Genomic DNA, 20,257 nt, shown 5'->3' with positions numbered 1-20,257 from the left:
CTTCGGGCGGGCCGTGCCCGCCGCCGTCCCCGTGCATCACGCAGGGGGCGGCGAACCGGCCGCGCCACGAGCCTTTTGATCTCAGAGAGTGAGAAGTTCCTCGCAGAACCCGCCGAACCGGTGCTCCCGGTCGACGAGACGGATCTCCAGGATCCAGTGGCAGGTGCGGCCGGCCTTGCCGGTGCGGCGCAGCGGGGTGTCGTTGGCGGCGGTGATGTACGACTCCGTGTCGGCGCCGTCGATCACCTCGTGCGGGAACTCCCCGACCAGGTGTCCGGCGTGCCGGCCGCCCAACTCCCACCCGGCCTCGGCGCGCCTCGATCTCGGTGAAGAGCCGCACAGCCTTGGCCTGGGCGGCCGGCAGACGTGCCGCACGTGTGGGTTCGTCATCAGCCACACCAGCGAACGTACGTTCCACTGAACTGCGAAGTCAATCACATTGCACCGACGCGGGGCCGAACGCGTCGGCGAGCGAACGCCCGCCCCGGAAGGCCTTCTCCGCGGCCGATCGGATGACGGGTCGGTGAGGCGCGAGGGGTGATGCCGGTCACGGGCCTAGCCTGTCGCCCGTCCGGTCTTCCTCTGTCTGTCCGGATTTCTCGTAGTGGTCCGGAAGGAGTGTGGGCGTGGCGCTGTCGTCCGGCATCCGTGGCCTTCTACGGGTTCTGCTCGCTCTGTGCCTGGCGGCGGTTCTGCTCGCCGGCTGCGGGAGCGGAGGCGGCGGGCCGGTGACCCTCAACTGGTACAACTTCCCGGATGATTCCGGTGCGCTGGCCAGTGCGGCGAGCGCCTGTTCCAAGCAGTCCGGTGGGCGCTACCGGATCAGTTACAACAAACTGCCCCGTACGGCGGACGGGCAGCGCCAGCAATTGGTGCGCCGGCTGGCCGCCAAGGACGACACGGTCGACATCATCGGGCTGGACGTCACCTGGCCCGCCGAGTTCGCGGAAGCCAAGTGGATCCTGCCGTGGACCGGGAGCAACCGCGCCGCGGCCACCCGGGACACCCTGGAGGTCCCGCTGCAGACGGCTACGTGGAAGGGCCGGCTGTACGCCGTCCCGTACAACACGAACACCCAACTGCTCTGGTATCGCAAGGATCTGGTCCCCACGCCGCCCAGGACCTGGGCCGAGATGATCCTGATGGCCGGCCGCCTGGCGAAGCAGGGCAAGCCGCACTACGTGGAGATCCAGGGCGCGCAGTACGAAGGACTCACGGTCTGGTTCAACACGCTGGTGGAGAGCGCCGGCGGCTCCATCCTGAACGCGACCGCCACGGCTCCCAGGCTGGGCCCACCCGCCGTACGCGCGGCCTCCGTCATGAAGACCCTGGCCACCTCGGCGGCAGCCGACCCCTCCCTGTCCAATCAGATGGAGGACCAGAACCGGCTGGCCATGGAGTCCGGCAGCGCGGCCTTCGAGATCAACTATCCCTTCGTGTATCCCTCGATGAAGGCCAACAACCCCAAGCTCTTCGAGCAGTTCCGGTGGGCGCCCTACCCGGGGGTCGAGAAGGGCCGGCCGGCCAAGCCCACCATCGGCGGCATCGACCTGGCCATCGGCGCCTACACCCGCCACTCCGCGTTCGCCTTCGAGGCGGCGCTGTGCCTGCGGAACCGGCAGAACCAGTTGACCGCGGCGCTCGACGGCGGGCTCCCGCCCACGCTCCGCCCGCTCTACTCGGACCCTGCCCTGGTCAAGAACTACCCCTTCGCCTCCACCGTTCTGGCGGCCCTGGAGAACGCCAGCATCCGGCCCAAGACCCCCGCCTACCAGAACGTGTCCATCGCGATCTCGCACACACTGTCGCCGCCGAACGGGATCGAGCCGAGACCGGACGTGCAGAAGATCAGCGGCCAGATCAAGGACGCCCTCAACTCGAAGGGGCTGATCCCGTGACCCCGTCGGCTCCGACCTCCCCCAAGAAGGCAACGGGACCCAAGGACGGCCGTGCCCTGTCCGAAGGGGCCCGGCAGGAGCGCCGGTTGGGCTGGCTGCTGTGCGCACCGGCCGTGATCGTCATGCTCGCCGTCACCGCCTACCCCATCGTCTACGCGATCTACCTATCGCTCCAGCGCTATGACCTGCGCTTCCCGCAACAAGCGGAGTTCGTCGGCCTCAGCAACTACGGCGCCGTACTGTCCTCGGAGTTCTGGTGGCAGGCCCTGTGGGTGACGGTGTTCATCACCGTGGTCTCCGTGCTCGTGGAACTCGTCCTCGGATTCGCCCTGGCGCTGGTGATGCACCGCACCATCTTCGGCCGCGGGACGGTTCGCACCGCCATCCTGATCCCGTACGGCATCGTCACCGTGGTCGCCGCCTACTCCTGGCAGTACGCCTGGACCCCGGAAACCGGCTACCTGGCCAATCTCCTGCCCTCCGGTGACGCTCCCCTCACCGAGCAGTGGCCCGCCATCGGCCTGATCATCCTGGCCGAGGTGTGGAAGACCACCCCGTTCATGGCCCTGCTGCTGCTCGCCGGCCTCGCCCTGGTGCCGGAGGAGACGCTACGCGCGGCCCAGGTGGACGGCGCCGGAGCCTGGCAGCGCTTCTTCCTGGTGACCGTCCCCCTGATGAAGCCGGCCATCCTGGTCGCCCTGCTCTTCCGTACCCTGGACGCCTTCCGGATCTTCGACAACATCTACATCCTCACGTCCGGCGCGCACAACACCGGCTCGGTGTCCATCCTGGGCTACGACAACCTGTTCACCGCGCTCAACCTCGGCATCGGCTCTGCCATCTCCGTACTCATCTTCCTGTGCGTGGCGTTGATCGCCTTCGCCTTCATCAAACTGTTCGGGGCGGCCGCTCCCGGCTCTCAGGAAGGGGGACGCTGATGTCCGCCGCCGGACGACGACGGATGACGGGGTGGGCCCTGGTCAACATCATCGTGATCGTCTATGCCCTGTTCCCGGTCTGCTGGATCATCTCTCTGTCCTTCAAGGCCCCCAGCACCCTCACCGACGGCAGCTTCATCCCGACCAAGTGGACCTGGGAGAACTACCACGGGATCTTCCAGACCTCCGAGTTCACCCGCGCCCTGATCAATTCCATCGGCATCGCCCTGATCTCCACGGTGATCGCGGTGGTGCTGGGCACCATGGCGGCGTATGCCGTCGCCCGGCTCCGCTTCCCCGGCAAGAGCCTGCTGATCGGCATGTCGCTGCTGATCGCCATGTTCCCGCCCATCTCGCTGGTCTCGCCGCTGTTCAACATCGAGCGGATCATCGGCATCTTCGACACCTGGACCGGTCTGATCATCCCGTACATGACCTTCTCCCTGCCGCTCGCCATCTACACCCTGTCGGCCTTCTTCCGGGAGATCCCCTGGGACTTGGAGAAGGCGGCCAAGGTGGACGGGGCCACCCCGGCGCAGGCGTTCCGGCTGGTGATCGCTCCGCTCGCGGCGCCGGGCGTGTTCACCACCGCGATCCTGGTGTTCATCTTCTGCTGGAACGACTTCCTCTTCGCGATCTCGCTGACCTCGACCTCGGCGGCCCGGACCGTGCCGGCGGCCATCGCCTTCTTCACCGGGAGCAGTCAGTTCGCCCAGCCCACCGGTTCGATCGCCGCCGCCGCCGTGGTGATCACCATCCCCATCATCATCTTCGTGCTGCTCTTCCAGCGGCGCATCGTGGCCGGGCTCACCTCCGGAGCCGTCAAGGGCTGACCGGCGGCAGCCGTTCGTCAGGACAAGAAGGACCGACCGTGGCAGAGATCGTTCTCGAAGGCATCACCAAGCGCTACCCCGATGGTGCGGTGGCGGTGAAGGACGTCAACCTCACTGTGGGGGACGGCGAGTTCGTCATCCTCGTCGGCCCGTCCGGCTGCGGTAAGTCCACCACCCTCAACATGATCGCCGGGCTGGAGGACATCACCGAGGGCAACCTCCTGATCGACGGGCAGGTCGTCAACGACAGAAGCCCGAAGGACCGCGACATCGCCATGGTCTTCCAGAGCTACGCCCTCTACCCGCACATGAGCGTGCGCGACAACATGGGTTTCGCACTCCGGCTGGCCAAGGTGGACAAGGCGACCATCCGCGAGAAGGTCGAAGAGGCCGCCCGCATCCTCGACCTGACGGAGCATCTGGACCGCAAGCCCGCCAACCTCTCCGGCGGTCAGCGCCAACGGGTGGCGATGGGGCGGGCCATCGTGCGCGACCCGAAGGCGTTCCTGATGGACGAGCCGCTCTCCAACCTGGACGCGAAGCTCCGCGTCCAGATGCGCACCCAGATCTCCCGCCTCCAGCAACGCCTGGGGAGCACCACGGTCTACGTCACCCATGACCAGACCGAAGCCATGACGCTGGGCGACCGGGTGGTGGTGCTGCGCGGCGGATTGGTGCAGCAGATCGGTACCCCGCAGCACCTCTACGAGCAGCCCAAGAACCTCTTCGTCGCGGGGTTCATCGGTTCGCCCTCGATGAACTTCCTGCACGCCACCGCGGAGGGCGGACGCCTGCGCACTTCGGTGGGCGACCTCGAACTCGGCGACCGGCTGCGCCGCGCCCTCGAACGGCACGACGCCCCCAGGGACCTGATCGTGGGACTGCGTCCGGAAGCCTTCGAGGACGCCAACCTGGTGGACCAGGGCAAGGCCGGATCGGGGACGACCTTCAGCGTGGACATCGACGTGATCGAATCCCTGGGATCCGATGTCTACGCCTACTTCACCGAGGACGAATGGCAGCCCACCGAAACCTCCGAACTCGCCGAGCTCGCGGCCGACTCGGGAATCACCGACACCGGCGCGGGCGGGCACCAGATCGTCGCCCGCCTCAACGCCGCCACGCGGGTGCGCGAGGGCGGCCGAGCCCAACTCTGGGTGGACACCGCCCACATGCACGTCTTCGACCCGGCCTCCGGGGCCAGCCTGACCCGGTCCGACGAAGCTGCCGACTGACCCGGCGGGAAACACGTTTCGGCGCCGTGGACTTCGGACGGGGCTTCCGAAGCCCACCGCGCCACGAGGGTCAACGCAGCCAGCCGTGGTCGCGGACGATCGGCAGCCTCGCCCAGAGCCTGCCCAGGCCCAGTACGTCACCGGCGGCGACGGCGGCCAGCACGATCAGGGCGATGGCGTAGACGACGTGGTAGTCGACGAACGGGTTGGTGGACATGCTCGGCGAGCCGTCCGCGAGGTGCCTGGCGGGGGGCCATTCGGCGATCCACATCAGCCCCATCATCGCGGTGCCCGCGACGGCGGCGATCCGCAGCGCGACGCCCGCGACCAGAGCGAGGCCGATGGCGAGCAGGCCGAGCATGAACAGCCAGTCGGCCCAGGTGTCCCCCGCCCAGGAGTGGAAGGTGGACTTCATCGGTCCCGCCGCGACGGAGCCGAGGAAGCCCTTGGTCGGCGATCCGCCGTCGGTCCACCCCTTGCCGGACGGGGTGGCGTAGCCGAGGCCGAAGGTCTTGTCGAGGAAGGCCCACAGGAAGACGAACCCGGTGAGCAGACGCAGGGACGCGAGGGCGTAGGCCCGCGCGGTGCTCGTGTCGGTGCCTGCCGACACGTCCGACCCGGACGCGGCGGTGGTCCGGTTCCCGCGGGACGACCGCAGGTGGAAGCCGGAGCTCCGGCGAGGCTGCTCGTGCACGGCCATGGTGATGGTTCCCTTCGGGGCAGTGGGTTCCTTGTCTGACATCGCTCACTCTCGTCCCGGACGCCGGGCGGTACCGGATGCCGAAGGTCTGCGGCCGTTGGGCTGAACGGCCCTGTTTTCGGAGCCTGTTGGGCACTGTCCGACACAGCGGGCGGCCGGGCCGAAGCCGTTGGGCTCGGCACGTCGCCCAGCGGTGGACCAGAAGGCCGGACGACGGAAGGCCGGACGACGGAAAGCGGCACACGGGCAGGTGCTCTCGGACGCCCCGGAACTCCAGCGCGGCACAACTCGGGCCCCCAAGCGGGGAACCGATCGAGGACAAGGCACACTCTGCGAGGTGTAGTCCCTTTTCACCGGAGGATGGCCCACCCATGATCACGCTCACCAAGGAAGACGGACCCGCCGACCTGGACGGAGTCACTCGCCTGTCCATCGGGGTGTCCTGGGACGCCACGGCAGGCAGCAGCGGAGGAGTCGTGGGAATGCTCCGCCGCAAGAGCGGCACCGACCTGGATCTGATCGCCGTCGCCATGCACGGCCCGGACCCGGTACGCCTGGCCGGCCTCGATTCACTCGACCCCATGGGCAACGGCTCCCTGGTACACAGCGGCGACAACCAGACCGGGCACGGCGACGGCGACGACGAAACCGTCTCGGTGGAGTTCGCACGCGTCCCCGCGCACATCACGTCCATAGTGTTCGTCGCCGCCGCCTTCAAGAAGGGAAGCTCCTTCCAGAAGGCACGCAACATCAGTTTCAAGGTCTACGACGCGACCGGCGGCAGCACCCAGCAGGTCGCGGACGTCTGGCCCAGCCTGCTCACCCAGGACAACGCCTGCGCCGTGGCCAAGGCCGTGCGGGTCGACGGTGCCTGGAAGCTCGAAGTGATCAACGTGACGGGAAAGATCAAGCAGGGTGACGAAAGCGCCCTGATGCGCTTCGCGTTGAGCAAGTAGGCCTCGCACCGAGGCCGGTGCCGTACGGGCGCTCGCGTCAGCACCGAAGGGTCCGCGCTGTCGGCTGAGGCCGGCCGAAGAACGGAGCTTCGGCCATGACCCGCAAGCGAACCCCGGTCCGTGACGGCACGGACCGGGGGTGCGGGAGCCGGAAACCGAGGCGTCCGATGCTTCAGCCGTGCCGTGAACTCCTGCGACGCCCGGCAGGTGACGGAGGCCAGCTCAGGTGTGCGCCTGTCACCCGGGCGATGAACCGCAGGTGAGCGCCCGTGTTGCCGACGTACCAGAGCGGTCGCTCCGCCGCGGTCCAGACGTAGGCCGGCACACCCGCGTCCAGGAAGGCCATCAGCCGGGGTTCTTCGAGTGCGGCGGCCGAGAACGCGTACAGCGCCGGCAGCCGGGGGGCGATGACGCCGTAGTCGAGCATCCGGGCGACGGCGTGCTCGTCGAGGATCGTGTCCGCGGTGGGCAGGGTGACGGGGTACACCGCCGGAAAGGACCGGCCGAGGTCGAGAAACCACTTCACGGTCCGGTAGCGAGGATCCACCAGCCGTGGCCCGAGCGGGCCCAGCCACCCGAGCGCGAGGCGCGGCCGCACCAGCATGGCGTGGGTGAACAGCACCCGCAGCAGAGCGACGTTCATCATGAACCGCTCCACCTGCGACTCCGGAACGGCCAGGTCTTCATGGCGCAGATATCCGGCGACGATGCTGGCGTTGTGGGCGCGGTACCAGGCTGCGGGCGACGGGTCCCGCACGCAGTCCACCCAGTACTCGACGCTTTTGGCGCTCGCCTGCCCCGGGGCACCGGCACACAGGAGGCCCGCCTCCACCTTGTCCCTGAGGAGCCCCTCGTTCACGGAACGCCACCATGCGCTGCCCGGACGGTCACCGGTCCGCGGCGCGAGCACCCCGCGCGCCGCGGACCAGCGCAGAAAGCTCAGCTCGGCGTGACCGTACCGGCGCAGGGGCTCGGAGGAATGCGTGTAGAACTCCTGCGCCAGCGCCAGACGTCCGGGCACATCGTCCCGGACCAGCGCGACCCGCCGCTCCGCGCGCGCGGCTGCATCAGACATGACGATCCCATCGGGCCGGAGTCTCCCCCCACAGGATCGGTGACAACGGCGGATCCCGCTCCCCGTACGACGGCCGAGCCGCCCGCTCACGCCCCGGACGGAGTCGGGTTTCACTCGGTCAGAAGCCCCGGGGGCCGAGGTCGACGGGCCACGGCCACGACCGCGAGGGCGACCCGGCCGATTCCCCCGAGAGGCCCTCGCCGCCTCAGGCGTCGCGAGCCAAATCCCTTGCCCTCCACCCGTCCCGCTATTTATAGTCATGGCGACCATTAAGGAGTCGCCCCGTGAACTGGAACCTCAGCTGGACCGAAGCGCTCGGCTTCGCCACCGGCGCCGTCTGTGTCTGGCTGGTGGCCCGCCAGCACATCGCCAACTGGCCCGTGGGCATTGCCAACAACGTCTTCTTCATCGTGCTCTTCCTCCAGGCCGGCCTGTACGCCGACGCCGGTCTCCAGGTCGTCTTCATCGCGCTGGCCGCCTACGGCTGGTGGACCTGGGCCCGCGGCGGCGGACCGGCCACCGCCGACGCCCTGCCGGTGCGCCGTACGACGGGTGCCGAATGGATCTGGCTCGCCGCCGCCGGAGTGCTGGGCACCGCCGCCCTCACGCTGCTGCTGGACCGCGCCACCGACTCCACCGTCCCCTTCTGGGACGCGCTCACCACCGCCCTCTCCCTGGCGGCCACCTACGGCCAGTGCCGCAAGCTGCTGGAGTCCTGGTGGCTGTGGATCGCCGCCGACCTGGTCTACATCCCGCTGTACGCCTACAAGGGCCTCTACCTGACCTCCGTGCTGTACGTCGGCTTCCTCGCCCTGTGCGTGGCCGGCCTCGTCGGCTGGCGGCGCACCCTCGTGGCCGCCGCCCCCCGGCCCACGACGGCGGTGACCGCGTGAGTACCGCAGCCCGCCCGTACCGGCACGGCCTGGTGCTCGGCAAGTTCTATCCGCCGCACGCGGGCCACCACCACCTCGTCCGCACCGCCCAGGCGCAGTGCGACCGGCTGACCGTTCTGGTCTGCGCGGCCTCCGTGGAATCGGTGCCGCTCGCCGACCGGGTGGCGTGGATGCGCGAGGCCCACCCGGGGGCCGTGGTCGTCGGCGCCGTCGACGACCACGCGGTCGACCTGCACGACCCCGCGGTGTGGGACGCCCACATGGCGGTCTTCCGTACGGCCGTCCCGGATCCGGTGGACGCCGTGTTCACCTCCGAGTCCTACGGGACCGAGCTGGCCCGCCGGTTCGGTGCGGCCGAGGTCGGCGTGGACCTGGACCGCACCACGTACCCCGTCTCCGGCACGGCCGTACGCAAGGATCCGGTGGGCAGCTGGGCGTTCCTCGGCCCGGGCGTGCGCGCCGCCCTCGCCCGGCGCGTGGTCGTCCTCGGCGCCGAGTCCACCGGCACGACCACCCTTTCCCTGGCGCTGGCAGCCCACTACCGGGCGCGCGGCGGCGTCTGGACGGACACCGGCTGGGTGCCCGAGTACGGGCGCGCGTACAGCGAGGAGAAGCTCGCCGCCCTGCGGGCCACCGACCCCGGAGCCGACTGGGCCCAAGTGGAGTTCACCTCCGAGGAGTTCCCCGTCATCGCCCGCCGCCAGGACGACGACGAACAGCGGGCTGCCCGCCGCGGCTCCCCCGTACTCGTCTGCGACACCGACTCCTTCGCCACCGCGATCTGGCACGAGCGCTACCTCGGCTCGCCCAGCCCCGAGGTGGCGGCGGTCGCCGCCCGCACCCCGCGCCACCTGTACCTGCTCACCGACCACGAGGGTGTGCCCTTCGAGGACGACGGCCTGCGCGACGAGCCCCACCTGCGCCCGTGGATGACCGGCCGGTTCCGTGAGGAACTGGAGCGCACCGGCCGCCGGTTCCTGCTGGTCACCGGCAGCCCCGAGGAGCGGTTGCGCACGGCCGTGGCGGCGGTGGACGGCCTGCTCGCCGAGGGCTGGCACTTCGCCGACCCGCTCCCGGAGAACCGGTGACGGCCACTGCTCCGTACGACCCGTCGGCGCACGACCCTTCCGCGCACGAGCCCTTCGCGGTGACCGTCGACCTCGCCGTGCTCACCGTACGCGCGTCCGCCCGCACGTGCTGCTGATCCGGCGCGGCCAGGAGCCGTACGCGGGCGCCTGGGCGCTGCCCGGTGGCTTCCTGCTGCCCCGGGAGTCGGCCGAGGAGGCCGCCCGCCGGTGCTGGGCTGCCCCACCGGGCAGCCCAGCGGTCGGTCAGGCCCGGAACTGGTTCCCCGGGACCGGTAGGCCGTAGTGCTCGCGCAGGGTCGTGCCCTCGTACTCCTCGCGGAACAGGCCCTTGCCGCGCAGGATCGGCAGGACGTGCTCGGTGAAGGCCGCGAGGCCCGAGGGCAGGGCGGGCGCCATGATGTTGAACCCGTCCGCGGCCCCACCCTCGAACCAGGCGATGATCGTGTCCGCGACCTGCTCGGGCGTGCCGATGAACTCGAAGTGGCCGCGCCCACCGCCGAGTCGGGAGATGACCTGACGGACCGTGAGCTTTTCACGGACCGCGAGGTCGATGATCAGGTCGGCACGGCTCTGTGCGCCCTCCAGCTTCGGCCTGGCGAGGATGAAGTCCGGCAGGGGCTTGTCGAGTTCGAAGGCCGAGGGCTCGGTCTCGAACACGGCGGCCAGCTGGCGCAGCCCGTACTCCGGGACACGCAGTTCGTCGAACTGCCGGGCCAGCGCGCGGGCTTCGGACTCGGTCGAGCCGATGTACGGGACGATGCCGGGCAGGACGATCACGCCGTCCGGGTCGCGGCCCGCAGCCCTGGTCCGTGCCTTGATGTCCGCGTAGAAGGCGGCCGCGCGCTCGTAGGTCGTGTGAGCGGTGAAGATGGCCTCGGCGTGGCGGGCCGCGAAGTCCCTGCCGTCCTCGGACGAGCCGGCCTGGACGAGCAGCGGGTAACCCTGCGGCGGGCGCCGCACGTTGAGGGGGCCGGCCACCTTGAAGTATCTGCCCTGGTGGCCGAGCCGGTGCAGTCGGTCGGGGTCGGCGTAGCGTCCGCCGGCCTTGTCCGCGACGACGGCGTCGGACTCCCAACTGTCCCACAGGGCCTTGGCGACCTTGAGGAACTCGTCCGCGCGGGCGTAGCGCTCGGCGTGGCCGGGGCGGTCGTCGAGTCCGAAGTTGGCCGCCTCGTCCGCCCCTGCCGAGGTGACGATGTTCCAGCCGGCGCGGCCGCCGCTGACGTGGTCGACTGAGGCGAGCCGGCGGGCGAGGTTGTAGGGCTCGTTGTAGGTCGAGGAGACGGTCGCGATGAGGCCGATGCGGCTGGTCGCCTGGGACAGGGCGGTCAGCAGTGTGAGTGGTTCGAGCTGGCCCGGCGGCCGGAATTCGCCGGTTCCCATGAGTGCCGGGCCGTCCGCGAGGAACAGTGAGTCGAACTTGGCGCTCTCGGCGAGTTGCGCCAGCTCGATCCAGTGCCGCAGGTCGAAGTCCGCCCGGGGGTTGCTGTGCGGGAGCCGCCACGCCGCCTCGTGGTGGCCCGCTTCCATGAGGAAGGCGTTGAGGTGGAGCCTGCGCTGTGTCTGGGTCACGGGTTGTCTCCTTCGCTTGTCGAGGTGGATGGCGGGGTCAGTTGAAGGTCAGCTTGGAGCTGTCGTAGCCGGCGGGAAGGAGGTTGTCGGTGATGGACTCGAGGTCGACCTTCTTGGTGATCTGGCCTGCTTCCAGGAAGGCGTCCGCGAGCTTCTGCTCCAGTTCGATGTCCGACTTCTCGACCGGGGTCACTCTGTTGGAGTAGGCGGCCAGGGAGGCCTTGGCGTCGGCCAGCGGGATGCCCTGCTCCTGCGAAAGCGCCTGGGCGTATTTCTCCGGGTGCTTGATGGCCCAGGCGTACTCCCGGGAGAGCCTCTTCAGGGCGTCCGTGAGGGCCGCGCGCCTGGTCCTGTCCTTCAGCGACGTGTCACTCGCGACGTAGTAGCTGCTCGTCTGGTCGATCGGCGGGAGGCCCTTGACCAGGATCCGCGCGCCGTTCTTGACCGCGATCGCCGACTGCGGGTTCCAGATCGACCAGGCGTCGACCTTCCCGGTGTTGAACGCCGTGGCGGCGGCCGCCGGGTCGAGGAACACCAGTTTCGCGTCCTTGGGGCCGAGGCCGACGCTCTTCAGTGCGTTCAGGGCCAGTCCGTGGGCGGAACTGCCCTGCGGGACGGCGATCCGCTTGCCCTTGAGGTCGGCGGCCGTCCGCAGCTTCGAGCCCTTCGGCACGATGATGTTCTCCAACGCCTGGTCGGGCGTGAGCGAGCGGTTCACGGCGACGATCTTGAAGCCGTACTCCTTCGCCGCGCCGGTGATCGGGGGCACGTCACCGACGCTGCCCAGGTCTATGTCTCCCGACGCGGCGGCTTGCACGAGTGGTGGGCCGTAGGTGAAGCGGGCGAACTTCACCTTGTAGGGCGCGTTGTCGAAGACGCCGGTCAGTTTCGCCAGGGCCTGGCTGCCGTCACCGCCGTTGTCCCCGATGGTGAAGGTGTACTTGCTCCACTCGGGGTGCTTCTCGCTGCTCGCGTTGCCGGCGTTGCTCAGCGGCGCGGTGGTGTCGGAGGACGATCCGCAGGCGACGAGGGTGCTTGCGAGGGCGAGCGGAGCGGCCGCGGCGATGAGTCGGGAAGTCGTCTTGCGCATGGGATGTCCTGTGCTTTCTCTGCTGGGTAAGGGTGTCGGGGGATCTTGGGAGGGTCAGTGCTGCCCGGCGAGGCCGAGGTCTTCCAGGAGCCGGGCGCGGAGTTCCTCTCGCGCCACACTCGCTTCGCGGTCCGCGGCGGAGAGGTGAACGGTGTGTGCGGCGCCGATGCCGCCGTTGCTCATGACGAGGATGCGGTCCGCCAGAGCGATCGCCTCGTCGATGTCGTGGGTGACGAGCAGCATGGCGGCATGGTGTCTGGTGCGCAGGGCGCGCACGAGGTCGTGCATGCGCAGCCGCGTGATGGCGTCGAGGGCGGCGAACGGCTCGTCGAGCAGGACGAGTTCGGGCTCCGAGACCAGGGCCCTTGCCAGCGAGACCCGTTGGGCCTCGCCGCCGGAGAGCTCCTTGGGCCATGCCTTCTCGCGGCCCGAGAGTCCGACCTCGGCGAGCACGTCGCGGGCACGCTGGTCCGCGTCGGGTCCGTGCAGGCCGAGTGTGATGTTCCGCAGGACGCGCTGCCACGGCAGCAGCCGGTCGGCCTGGAAGACGATCGCCCGCTTCGCCGGGACCTCCACACGTCCTCCGTCGGGCCGGTCCAGTCCGGCGAGCAGCCGCAGAAGGGTGCTCTTTCCGCAGCCCGAGGGGCCGAGCAGGATCACCAACTCCCCGTCCTCGATGGTGAGATCGAGTCGGTCGAGTACGACCCGGTCACCGAACTTCCGGACGACCCGCTCCACGACGACGCCGGTCTGCCTGCGGAGGTCGGTCGCGACTGCGCTGCTCATGACGCCTCATAACTCGGGCGCCACCGCAGCAGCACCCGTTCGAGAGCCCGGACGAACTGATCGGCGAGCAGGCCGAGGAGCGAGTAGATCACCAGCCCCACGAAGACCTGGTTGGTCTGGAGATACGTCTGTCCCTGCGTGATGAGGAAGCCGAGTCCCTTGTCGGCGTTGACCGTCTCCGCGGCGACGAGTCCGAGGACGCTGTACGCGAGGGAGAAGCGCAGGCCGACCAGGAAACCCGGCAGCGATCCGGGCACCAGCACCCGCGTCACCAGACGCCAGGTGCCCGCTCCGGTCGTGCGTGCCATCTCGATGAGCCGCTGGTCGACGCCGCGGATCGCGGCGAACAGGTTGAGGTACATCGGCACGCCGGCGCCGAAGGAGATCAGCAGCACCTTGGTGAGCTCGTCGATGCCGAACCACACGATCATCAGGGGCAGTACCGCGAGCAGGGGGATCGTGTTGAGCACCTGTACAAGGCCGTTGAACAGATACTCGCCGCTGCGCAGCAGTCCGCCGAGGACTCCGGTGACGATGCCGACCGACAGGCCGATCGCGAGGCCGATACCGGCCCGCTGCAGGGAGACGGCCACATCCGGACCGAGCACGCCCTGCTGCCACAGATCGACGGCGGACCGCACGATCGAGGTCGGCGCCGGAGCGTAGGTCTTCGTCACCACGCCGGCCCGGGCGAGAACCTCCCAGAGCACGAGGATCGCGACCGGAGTCGTATAGATGCCCAGCGGCCAGCGCAGCCGGTCACGGAGTGCCGCGAGCGACGTCCGGCGGCGCGCGTCGCGCGGAAGGAACACCTCGCGTTCCGGCACTTTGCCGGTCGCGGCGTCCGGGCCCTTGAGAACGGCCGGCGCCGGAATGCGGACCTCGGTCATGCCGCCACCGCCGGCACACTGGTGTAGTGCGAGGCGTCACCGACGAGCTGTTCGCTACGGCGTCCGTCGACGCCGACCGGCACCTCTCCCGCGACGGTCACCCGGTTCAGGAGTCGCGGGTGGTCGTCGTAGTTGTCGACCGCGTAGTGCTGGGTGATCCGGTTGTCGAAAACGAGCAGTTGGCCGGGCGACCAGGTCCAGCGCAGGATGTTCTCCGGACGCGTCACGTACGACTGGAAGATGCGCAGCAGATCCGCCGAGTCGCTGTTCGGCAGACCGACGATCCGCTTGGCGAACCCGCCGATGAACAGGCCCCGTTCGCCGGTCAGCGGATGGACGCGTACGACCGGGTGCTCGGCCTCGTACGGCGTCGAGACGAAGGTCCGGTCGTACTCCCGCTGCTGTGCCGTCGCCCCCGCGGGGCGCGCGTAGTCGTACTGGTTGGTGTGCACGACGCGCAGCGAGTCCGCGAGGACACGCAGCGGTCGAGGCAGGTCGCGGTAGGCAGCGGCGGCGTTGGCGATGAGTGTCTCGCCGCCGTAGGGAGTGGTCACCAGGGACCTCAGTGTGGTGACCTGCGGTGGGTTGACGACGAAGGTGACGTCGGTGTGCCACTCGTTGGCCTTGGAGGTCTCGCTGTCGACGGCGAGCACGTTGGTCGTGCCGTCGGCGGCCGCCACGTTCGGGTGGGCGGTGGTGAGTTCGCCGAACCAGCGGGCCACGCGCTCCTGGCCGGAGTCGTCAAGGCCGACGTGGTCGAAGACGAGCGCCTTGTGCTCGTTGAGGGCGTCACGGAGTGCCGTGAGCGTGGATTCGGCCGGCGGCGCAGTGAGGTCGACGCCCTCGACCACCGCGCCGATACGGCCGGTGAGTTTTCGGATGGACACGGGCATGAGGTGGTCCTTCTCGGGGAGGTGGGCACGCCACCGGGTGCTGGGGATGGAAAACGGCAGCGACTGATCGCCTCGCGGACCGAACGGCCGGAGACGGGGCAGGTGTCGTGGTCACGACGCGGGGGCCGACGGCCCGTGGTCACCAGGAAGGGCGACCGTGCAGTACGAGCCGTTCGAGGGGCTGATGTCGGCTCGCCGGACCCGGGCGAGCCCCGTCACCGACCGCGGTCGGACCGACGGCTCACCCGTGCTTCAACGACTGGGAGGACCGTGTCGGCCCGCTCGTACAGCCTCCGCGCCCACGCGGGCCCCGCACTGCGGACGGTTCAGCCCGCAGCCGGGAAGGAGAGGAGGACGTGAGGTCGTGAAGCAGTCGCTCAGACGTCGGATGCGACGATCCCGCGCAACAGCAGCGCGGCACGGGCGGTTCGGTACCGCCTCGGTCAGACGCGCACCGTCGGTGCGTACCGACGGCTGCCGGGGACGATCAGCCGGGTCAGCGACAACAGAACGTACTGGCGACGTGCGCCAGATCGATGTGGCGCCGCCTGGTGAGGTCCACACGCGGGTTCATGAGACGGGAGTTCAGCAGACGGCCACCACGGTGGTCAAGAAAATCAGGGCGGGTCTTGCATGGCGGACACGGAGGGTTTCTCCGGTTGTTCGGCGGTGAAGTCGCGACGGGCGGCGCTTGCCCTTGACGCGTACGGCAGGAAATAGCGTGTGCGCGCCCGTTCGGCCCGTCGCCACCGCCGGGCCTTGCCCATCGACGCGGAGACCGGCCGCCTGACGTGTCTGCGCGCCCGCCTGGCACACCGGACCGGGCGGGCCTGAGCCTCTGCACGCCCAGAGGAGCGCGTCCGGCAGCCCTCGACCGCATGAAACACCGTCGTCCGGCTGGTTCCTGACGCTCCCGTGTGGTTACCTGGGCTCATGACCGTGCTCGTGACCCGCCGCCACGTCGATTACGTGCGTGTCACCACCACTGGTTGTCGCGCCGCGAGCTGACATCGCGCTCCGGCTTCTGACCAGCCTCTTCTTCACCGCCCAGCGCTGACCGCCGCCGCCGTACCGGCAGTGGTCCGAAGCGCCGCGGGTCCTTCACACGTCCACGGCACCGTCGGTCCCTCGCGCGTCCACGGCGCCGTGGGTCCCTCACGCCTTCCCGTTCTCACCCTCCGTACAGGGAGCAGCACCATGAGCCAGCCCATCGACTCCGTCACCGCCGGCCACACCCCCGAGGACGCACCCGCCGGACCTGACACCTCGGCATGGTCCTTCGAGACCAAGCAGATCCACGCCGGAGCCACGCCCGACCCGACGACCGGCGCCCGGGCGACGCCGATCTACCAGACGACGTCGTTCGTGTTCCGGGACACCCAGCACGCGGCCGATCTCTTCTCGCTGGCCGAACCGGGCAACATCTACACCCGCATCCACAACCCCACCCAGGACGTCTTCGAGCAGCGGATCGCCGCGCTGGAAGGCGGTGTCGCGGCCGTCGCGCTCTCCTCCGGGCAGGCGGCGGAGACACTGGCGATCCTGACGCTCGCGAGTGCGGGCGATCACATCGTCTCCAGTACGTCGCTGTACGGCGGTACGTACAACCTCTTCCGGCACACGCTCCCCAAGTTCGGTATCGACGTGTCGTTCGTCGACGACCCCGACGACGTCGAGGCATGGCGGGCGGCGATCCGGCCGAACACCAAGGCGCTGTTCGCTGAGACGCTGGGCAACCCGCGCGGCAACGTGCTGGACGTACGGGCGGTCGCGGACGTCGCACATGCCGAGGGTGTACCGCTGATCGTGGACAACACCGTCCCGACTCCGTATCTGCTGCGGCCCCTTGAGCACGGTGCGGACATCGTCGTCCACTCGGCCACCAAGTTCCTGGGCGGGCACGGCACGACCATCGCGGGTGTGGTCGTCGACGGGGGAACCTTCGACTTCGGCGCGCACGCCGAGCGGTTCCCGGACTTCACCGAGCCGGACCCGAGCTATCACGGACTGCGGTACTGGCCGGCCCTCGGCCCGGGTGCCTTCGCGGTCAAGCTTCGGGTGCAGCTGTTGCGCGACCTCGGCCCTGCGCTCTCCCCGCACTCCTCGTTCCTGCTGCTGCAGGGCGTGGAGACACTGAGCCTGCGCATCGAACGGCACTCGGCGAACGCCCAGGCACTCGCCGAATGGCTGGAGCAGCGCGACGAGGTGGCCGCGGTCCACTACCCGGGGCTCGAGTCCAGCAAGTGGTACGAGGCGGGCCGGAGGTATCTGCCGCGCGGCGCCGGTGCCGTGGTCTCCTTCGAGCTGCGGGACGGGGTGGAGGCGGGCAAGCGGTTCGTGGACGCTGTCGAACTGTTCAGCCATCTCGCCAACATCGGCGACGTACGCAGCCTGATCATCCACCCGGCGTCCACCACCCACAGTCAGCTGAACGACGAGCAGCTCGCCGCGACCGGCGCCTCACCGGGTCTGGTGCGTCTGTCGGTCGGCATCGAGAACCTCGCCGACCTCAAGGCGGACCTGGAGGCAGGCTTCCGCGCGGCCAAGGGCGCGTCCTGAACACCGTACTGACACCTCATCAGGAACCTCTCCCGCCGGCCACCGGTGCCTGGCGGGAGGGGGACCCGCCGGGGCGTCGCCGGTGGTACCGCCGCGAGCAGCCCCTTCCGCTGGAGGCGGGCGGCGAACTGCCGGGTGTGCGGCTGGCGTTCGAGACGTGGGGACGACTCGCGCCGGACGCCTCCAACGCCGTCCTCGTCCTGCACGCGCTCACCGGGGACAGTCACGTCGCCGGACCGGCAGGACCCGGGCACCCCACCCCCGGCTGGTGGGACGGGCTCGTCGGACAGGGGCGGGCCCTGGACCCGGACCGCTGGTTCGTCGTGGCCCCGAACGTCCTCGGAGGCTGCCAAGGCAGTACCGGGCCCTCGTCCCTCACGCCGGGCGGACGCCGCTGGGGCGGTGACTTTCCCTTTCTGACGCAACGTGACCAGGTGGCGGCCGAGGCCGGCCTGGCCGGCATGCTCGGCATCGACCGCTGGGCGCTGGTGGTCGGCGGTTCGATGGGCGGGATGCGGGCTCTGGAATGGGCCGTGTCGTATCCCGAACGAACCGGTGCGCTCCTGCTGCTCGCCACGAGCTCCTCGGCGAGTGCCGAGCAGATCGCCTGGGCCGACATCCAGCTGCGTGCCATCCGCTCCGACCGGGACTGGCTCGAAGGCAACTACCACGACACCGGCCGTGGCCCCCACACAGGTCTTGGCCTGGCCCGACGGATCGCCCATGTCACCTACCGCAGCGAGCCGGAACTCCATGTCCGCTTCGGACGTACGCCCCAGGGCGCGGAGGACCCCTGGAACGGCGGCCGGTACCAGGTCGAGTCCTACCTCGGCCACCACGCGGCCAAGCTGGTGAGGCGCTTCGACGCGGGCAGCTACGTCGTGCTGTCCGAGGCCATGAACAGCCACGACATCGGCCGGGGCCGTGGTGGGGTGCGCGCCGCTCTGCGGCGGGTGACCGCGCGCACCCTCGTGGCCGGAGTCGGCTCCGACCGCCTCTACCCACCGGCCCAGCAGGCGGAACTGGCGGGAGGCATCTCCACGGCTGACGGTCTCCGGCTGATCGAATCCCCCTACGGCCACGACGGCTTCCTCATCGAGGTGGAACAGGTAGCAGCACTCGTGGGTGAACTCCTTCCCCCGGAACGCGCCGATCGGGAACGGATCTGACGGTTCGTCGACTGGTTCGGCGAGGGTGCGCGAGGTGTGCGAGAAGCGGCCCGGTCCGCGGTGGACAGCCTGCTCAGATCGCGTCCGCGCGCGAGTGAGTGAGTGAGTGAGTGACAGAATCAGCAGGTGCGCTCGGAGCGGAGCAAAAGAGACCCTGCCGGGGTGGTTGCGGTCACCGGAAGTTCGGGCCGGGTCGGATCGGCTCTGGCAGCGGCTTTCGACGCGGCCGGCTGGGTGGTCCGAGGCCTGGACCGAGTGCCCGGACCTTGGACAAGTGCCGCCGCGCTCCACGCCCCGCACGTCGGGCGCGTGGCCGATGAGGAGTTCCGCGCCGTGAATTTGACATCCTCCCCCTCTTAAACGAGGGGGATTCCAACCCGGCTGGGTTGGGGTTCACGGACGCTCGACCGCTGTTCGGGCGGTGTCGTCCCTCCGGCACCGGCTGAGCGCCGGGGGCGGGGGATCCCGCCCTGTCCTGCCGCGACGTTGATGGCTGTGTTGGTGTCCGCGTTGCAGGTGAAGCCGCAGAAGGAGCAGACGAACTCGGCTTGGCTCTTGCGCGAGTTCTTGTCGATCCAACCGCAGGCACTGCAGCGCAGACTGGTGTAGGGGGCGGGGACGTCTTCGACCCGGCCCGGGGCCTTGTGCCCGGTACGCCGGCGGAGCAGGCCCCAGCCCTGAGCCAGGATCGCCCGGTTCAGCCCGGCCTTCTGCCTGACCTGCTTGCCGGGCTGCTCGGTGGTTCCCCTGGCCGAGCGGGTCATGTTCTTGATGTTCAGCTTCTCGAACCGCACCAGGGCGTAGCTGCGGGCCAGCATCGTCGAGGTCTTCTCGCACCAGTCCTTGCGCCGGTCGGCCTCACGCGCTTTGAGCCTGGCCACCTTGGCGTACTCGGCGGTCTTCTGCTCGCTTGCCTTCGGGGCACGTGCGGCACGCCGCTGGTGTTTACGGACCTGCGCGCGTTCCTTCACGGTGAGCTGCGGGCAGTTCAACTTCCGCCCGTCGGAGAGAGCGGCCGTGATCTTCACGCCCCGGTCGATACCGATGATCTCGCCCGTGCCGGGCGCCTCGATGGGGGCGGGGATGACGGCGAACGCGATGTGCCACCGGCCGTTGCGGCAGGTAACACGGAACGTCTTCGCCTTCGGCAGTTCAGAGCCCTTGCCGTTGCGGCTGGGCCGGAACCGGACCCAGCCACAGCCGGGCACCTTCACCCGAGCCCACCGGCGGTTGAGCTTGCGCACCACCACCGAGCGGCCCATGACCTGCTTGCCGGTCTTCGCGTTGAGCTTCGGCGAGCCGTCCTCGGTCAACTCCGCCACGCGGTCGGTGCCGATGACCCGGAAGCCCTCATGCCGGTACTTCTTGCGCCAGGTCGGCTCACCGAACCCGGACATGAAGCGGGCGTTCTTCGCTGTAGCGAAGTCCTTCAGCGCCTGTTGCTGCACGTCCGCGTTCCCAGCACCGAGCCACTCATTGTCGCGCCGGGCCTCGGTGAGCTGGCGACACTGCTCGGCGAAACCGGGCGCCGACCTGCGCCACCTGCGCCAGTGCGCATGCTGTTCGACCGCCAGGTTCCACACGTACCGGGCATGCGCGCAGTGCAGCAACATCTGCTGCTCCTGCGCGCACGTGGGGTACATACGGAACTTCGCCACGCCGTCACCGTAGTGACGCAATAA

The 20,257-nt window shown here is 69.5% G+C and carries 17 protein-coding genes and 2 pseudogenes; 10 read left to right on the top strand and 9 right to left on the bottom strand.

The window, feature by feature from the left end; all coding sequences use genetic code 11:
* Positions 1-81: 81 nt before the first annotated feature.
* Positions 82-312 (bottom strand): annotated as a pseudogene (locus OG485_RS41525) (M24 family metallopeptidase); the annotation flags it as partial.
* A 314-nt stretch (positions 313-626) separates the two neighbouring features.
* On the opposite strand from OG485_RS41525, the gene OG485_RS41520 reads away from it, so the two are divergent.
* Genes OG485_RS41520 through OG485_RS41505 form a run of 4 tightly spaced genes read left to right on the top strand, consistent with a single transcriptional unit; the run spans position 627 to position 4,904 of the window.
* A complete protein-coding gene (locus OG485_RS41520) occupies positions 627-1,898 on the top strand; it encodes an ABC transporter substrate-binding protein (RefSeq protein WP_328674029.1) in 1,272 nt (423 codons plus the stop codon).
* Positions 1,895-2,836: a carbohydrate ABC transporter permease gene (locus tag OG485_RS41515; protein ID WP_328674028.1), complete on the top strand. Its 942-nt coding sequence runs from the start codon at positions 1,895-1,897 to the stop codon at positions 2,834-2,836. Before OG485_RS41520 ends, OG485_RS41515 begins: the two co-directional genes overlap by 4 nt.
* Positions 2,836-3,669 carry a carbohydrate ABC transporter permease gene (locus OG485_RS41510; RefSeq protein WP_328674027.1) on the top strand — a complete coding sequence of 278 codons (834 nt, stop codon included), beginning with the start codon at positions 2,836-2,838 and terminating at the stop codon, positions 3,667-3,669. Before OG485_RS41515 ends, OG485_RS41510 begins: the two co-directional genes overlap by 1 nt.
* Before the next feature lie 38 nt (positions 3,670-3,707).
* A complete protein-coding gene (locus tag OG485_RS41505) occupies positions 3,708-4,904 on the top strand; it encodes an ABC transporter ATP-binding protein (RefSeq protein ID WP_328674026.1) in 1,197 nt (398 codons plus the stop codon).
* Between the two features lie 70 nt (positions 4,905-4,974).
* On the opposite strand, the gene OG485_RS41500 is transcribed toward OG485_RS41505, so the two are convergent.
* Complete coding sequence (locus OG485_RS41500; RefSeq protein WP_328674841.1) at positions 4,975-5,604, bottom strand: hypothetical protein; 630 nt, start codon at positions 5,602-5,604, stop codon at positions 4,975-4,977.
* A gap of 371 nt (positions 5,605-5,975) precedes the next feature.
* Between OG485_RS41500 and OG485_RS41495 the strand changes: the two genes are divergently transcribed.
* Positions 5,976-6,560, top strand: a complete 585-nt coding sequence (locus OG485_RS41495; RefSeq protein WP_328674025.1) for a TerD family protein — start codon at positions 5,976-5,978, stop codon at positions 6,558-6,560.
* 172 nt (positions 6,561-6,732) lie between these two features.
* Here OG485_RS41495 and OG485_RS41490 read toward each other — a convergent pair whose 3' ends face one another.
* The gene (locus OG485_RS41490) at positions 6,733-7,635 is read right to left on the bottom strand and encodes a hypothetical protein (RefSeq protein WP_328674024.1); all 903 of its coding nucleotides are present in this window, start codon (positions 7,633-7,635) and stop codon (positions 6,733-6,735) included.
* A gap of 284 nt (positions 7,636-7,919) precedes the next feature.
* On the opposite strand from OG485_RS41490, the gene pnuC reads away from it, so the two are divergent.
* From pnuC to OG485_RS41475, 3 genes and pseudogenes are all read left to right on the top strand, one after another.
* A complete protein-coding gene (pnuC, locus tag OG485_RS41485) occupies positions 7,920-8,528 on the top strand; it encodes a nicotinamide riboside transporter PnuC (RefSeq protein WP_328674023.1) in 609 nt (202 codons plus the stop codon).
* Entirely contained in the window at positions 8,525-9,616 is a 1,092-nt protein-coding gene (locus OG485_RS41480) for an AAA family ATPase (RefSeq protein WP_328674022.1), read from the top strand. Before pnuC ends, OG485_RS41480 begins: the two co-directional genes overlap by 4 nt.
* A pseudogene (locus OG485_RS41475) lies at positions 9,613-9,845 on the top strand (NUDIX domain-containing protein); the annotation flags it as partial. The gene OG485_RS41480 and the pseudogene OG485_RS41475, both read left to right, overlap by 4 nt.
* 14 nt (positions 9,846-9,859) lie before the next feature.
* Here the strand turns inward: OG485_RS41475 and OG485_RS41470 are convergent.
* From OG485_RS41470 to OG485_RS41450, 5 genes are read right to left on the bottom strand one after another with little or no spacing between them, the layout of a single operon-like run.
* The gene (locus OG485_RS41470; RefSeq protein ID WP_328674021.1) at positions 9,860-11,188 is read right to left on the bottom strand and encodes an LLM class flavin-dependent oxidoreductase; all 1,329 of its coding nucleotides are present in this window, start codon (positions 11,186-11,188) and stop codon (positions 9,860-9,862) included.
* 37 nt (positions 11,189-11,225) lie between these two features.
* Positions 11,226-12,278, bottom strand: a complete 1,053-nt coding sequence (locus OG485_RS41465) for an aliphatic sulfonate ABC transporter substrate-binding protein (protein ID WP_328674020.1) — start codon at positions 12,276-12,278, stop codon at positions 11,226-11,228.
* 54 nt (positions 12,279-12,332) lie between these two features.
* Positions 12,333-13,064, bottom strand: coding sequence for an ABC transporter ATP-binding protein (locus OG485_RS41460; RefSeq protein ID WP_328674019.1), 732 nt, complete (start codon positions 13,062-13,064; stop codon positions 12,333-12,335).
* Positions 13,061-13,954 carry an ABC transporter permease gene (locus OG485_RS41455; RefSeq protein ID WP_328674018.1) on the bottom strand — a complete coding sequence of 298 codons (894 nt, stop codon included), beginning with the start codon at positions 13,952-13,954 and terminating at the stop codon, positions 13,061-13,063. Before OG485_RS41455 ends, OG485_RS41460 begins: the two co-directional genes overlap by 4 nt.
* Positions 13,951-14,847 (bottom strand): TauD/TfdA dioxygenase family protein, encoded by an 897-nt coding sequence (locus OG485_RS41450; protein WP_328674017.1) that lies wholly within the window; start codon positions 14,845-14,847, stop codon positions 13,951-13,953. The genes OG485_RS41455 and OG485_RS41450 overlap by 4 nt, the downstream gene beginning before the upstream one ends.
* Positions 14,848-16,044: 1,197 nt before the next feature.
* On the opposite strand from OG485_RS41450, the gene OG485_RS41445 reads away from it, so the two are divergent.
* Together OG485_RS41445 and metX are read left to right on the top strand one after the other, a co-directional pair.
* Positions 16,045-17,406 (top strand): bifunctional o-acetylhomoserine/o-acetylserine sulfhydrylase, encoded by a 1,362-nt coding sequence (locus OG485_RS41445; RefSeq protein ID WP_328674016.1) that lies wholly within the window; start codon positions 16,045-16,047, stop codon positions 17,404-17,406.
* Positions 17,403-18,575, top strand: a complete 1,173-nt coding sequence (gene metX, locus OG485_RS41440) for a homoserine O-acetyltransferase MetX (RefSeq protein ID WP_328674840.1) — start codon at positions 17,403-17,405, stop codon at positions 18,573-18,575. Before OG485_RS41445 ends, metX begins: the two co-directional genes overlap by 4 nt.
* A 356-nt stretch (positions 18,576-18,931) precedes the next feature.
* Here the strand turns inward: metX and OG485_RS41435 are convergent, their stop codons facing one another.
* Positions 18,932-20,233: an RNA-guided endonuclease InsQ/TnpB family protein gene (locus OG485_RS41435; protein ID WP_328674015.1), complete on the bottom strand. Its 1,302-nt coding sequence runs from the start codon at positions 20,231-20,233 to the stop codon at positions 18,932-18,934.
* Positions 20,234-20,257 lie beyond the last annotated feature (24 nt).

Origin of the sequence: Streptomyces sp. NBC_00328 (assembly GCF_036139655.1) — a bacterium.
Taxonomy (GTDB): domain Bacteria; phylum Actinomycetota; class Actinomycetes; order Streptomycetales; family Streptomycetaceae; genus Streptomyces.
Note: the sequence above shows the minus strand (reverse complement) of the source record. Positions and strands in the feature narration are given on the sequence as shown.

Excerpts from the sequence above, each read along its gene's own strand:
- OG485_RS41510 (WP_328674027.1), top strand. The coding sequence starts at position 2,836 with ATGTCCGCCGCCGGACGACGACGGATGACGGGGTGGGCCCTGGTCAAC.
- OG485_RS41500 (WP_328674841.1), bottom strand. The coding sequence starts at position 5,604 with ATGGCCGTGCACGAGCAGCCTCGCCGGAGCTCCGGCTTCCACCTGCGG.
- OG485_RS41495 (WP_328674025.1), top strand. The coding sequence starts at position 5,976 with ATGATCACGCTCACCAAGGAAGACGGACCCGCCGACCTGGACGGAGTC.
- OG485_RS41490 (WP_328674024.1), bottom strand. The coding sequence starts at position 7,635 with ATGTCTGATGCAGCCGCGCGCGCGGAGCGGCGGGTCGCGCTGGTCCGG.
- OG485_RS41465 (WP_328674020.1), bottom strand. The coding sequence starts at position 12,278 with ATGCGCAAGACGACTTCCCGACTCATCGCCGCGGCCGCTCCGCTCGCC.
- OG485_RS41460 (WP_328674019.1), bottom strand. The coding sequence starts at position 13,064 with ATGAGCAGCGCAGTCGCGACCGACCTCCGCAGGCAGACCGGCGTCGTC.
- OG485_RS41455 (WP_328674018.1), bottom strand. The coding sequence starts at position 13,954 with ATGACCGAGGTCCGCATTCCGGCGCCGGCCGTTCTCAAGGGCCCGGAC.
- OG485_RS41450 (WP_328674017.1), bottom strand. The coding sequence starts at position 14,847 with ATGCCCGTGTCCATCCGAAAACTCACCGGCCGTATCGGCGCGGTGGTC.
- OG485_RS41445 (WP_328674016.1), top strand. The coding sequence starts at position 16,045 with ATGAGCCAGCCCATCGACTCCGTCACCGCCGGCCACACCCCCGAGGAC.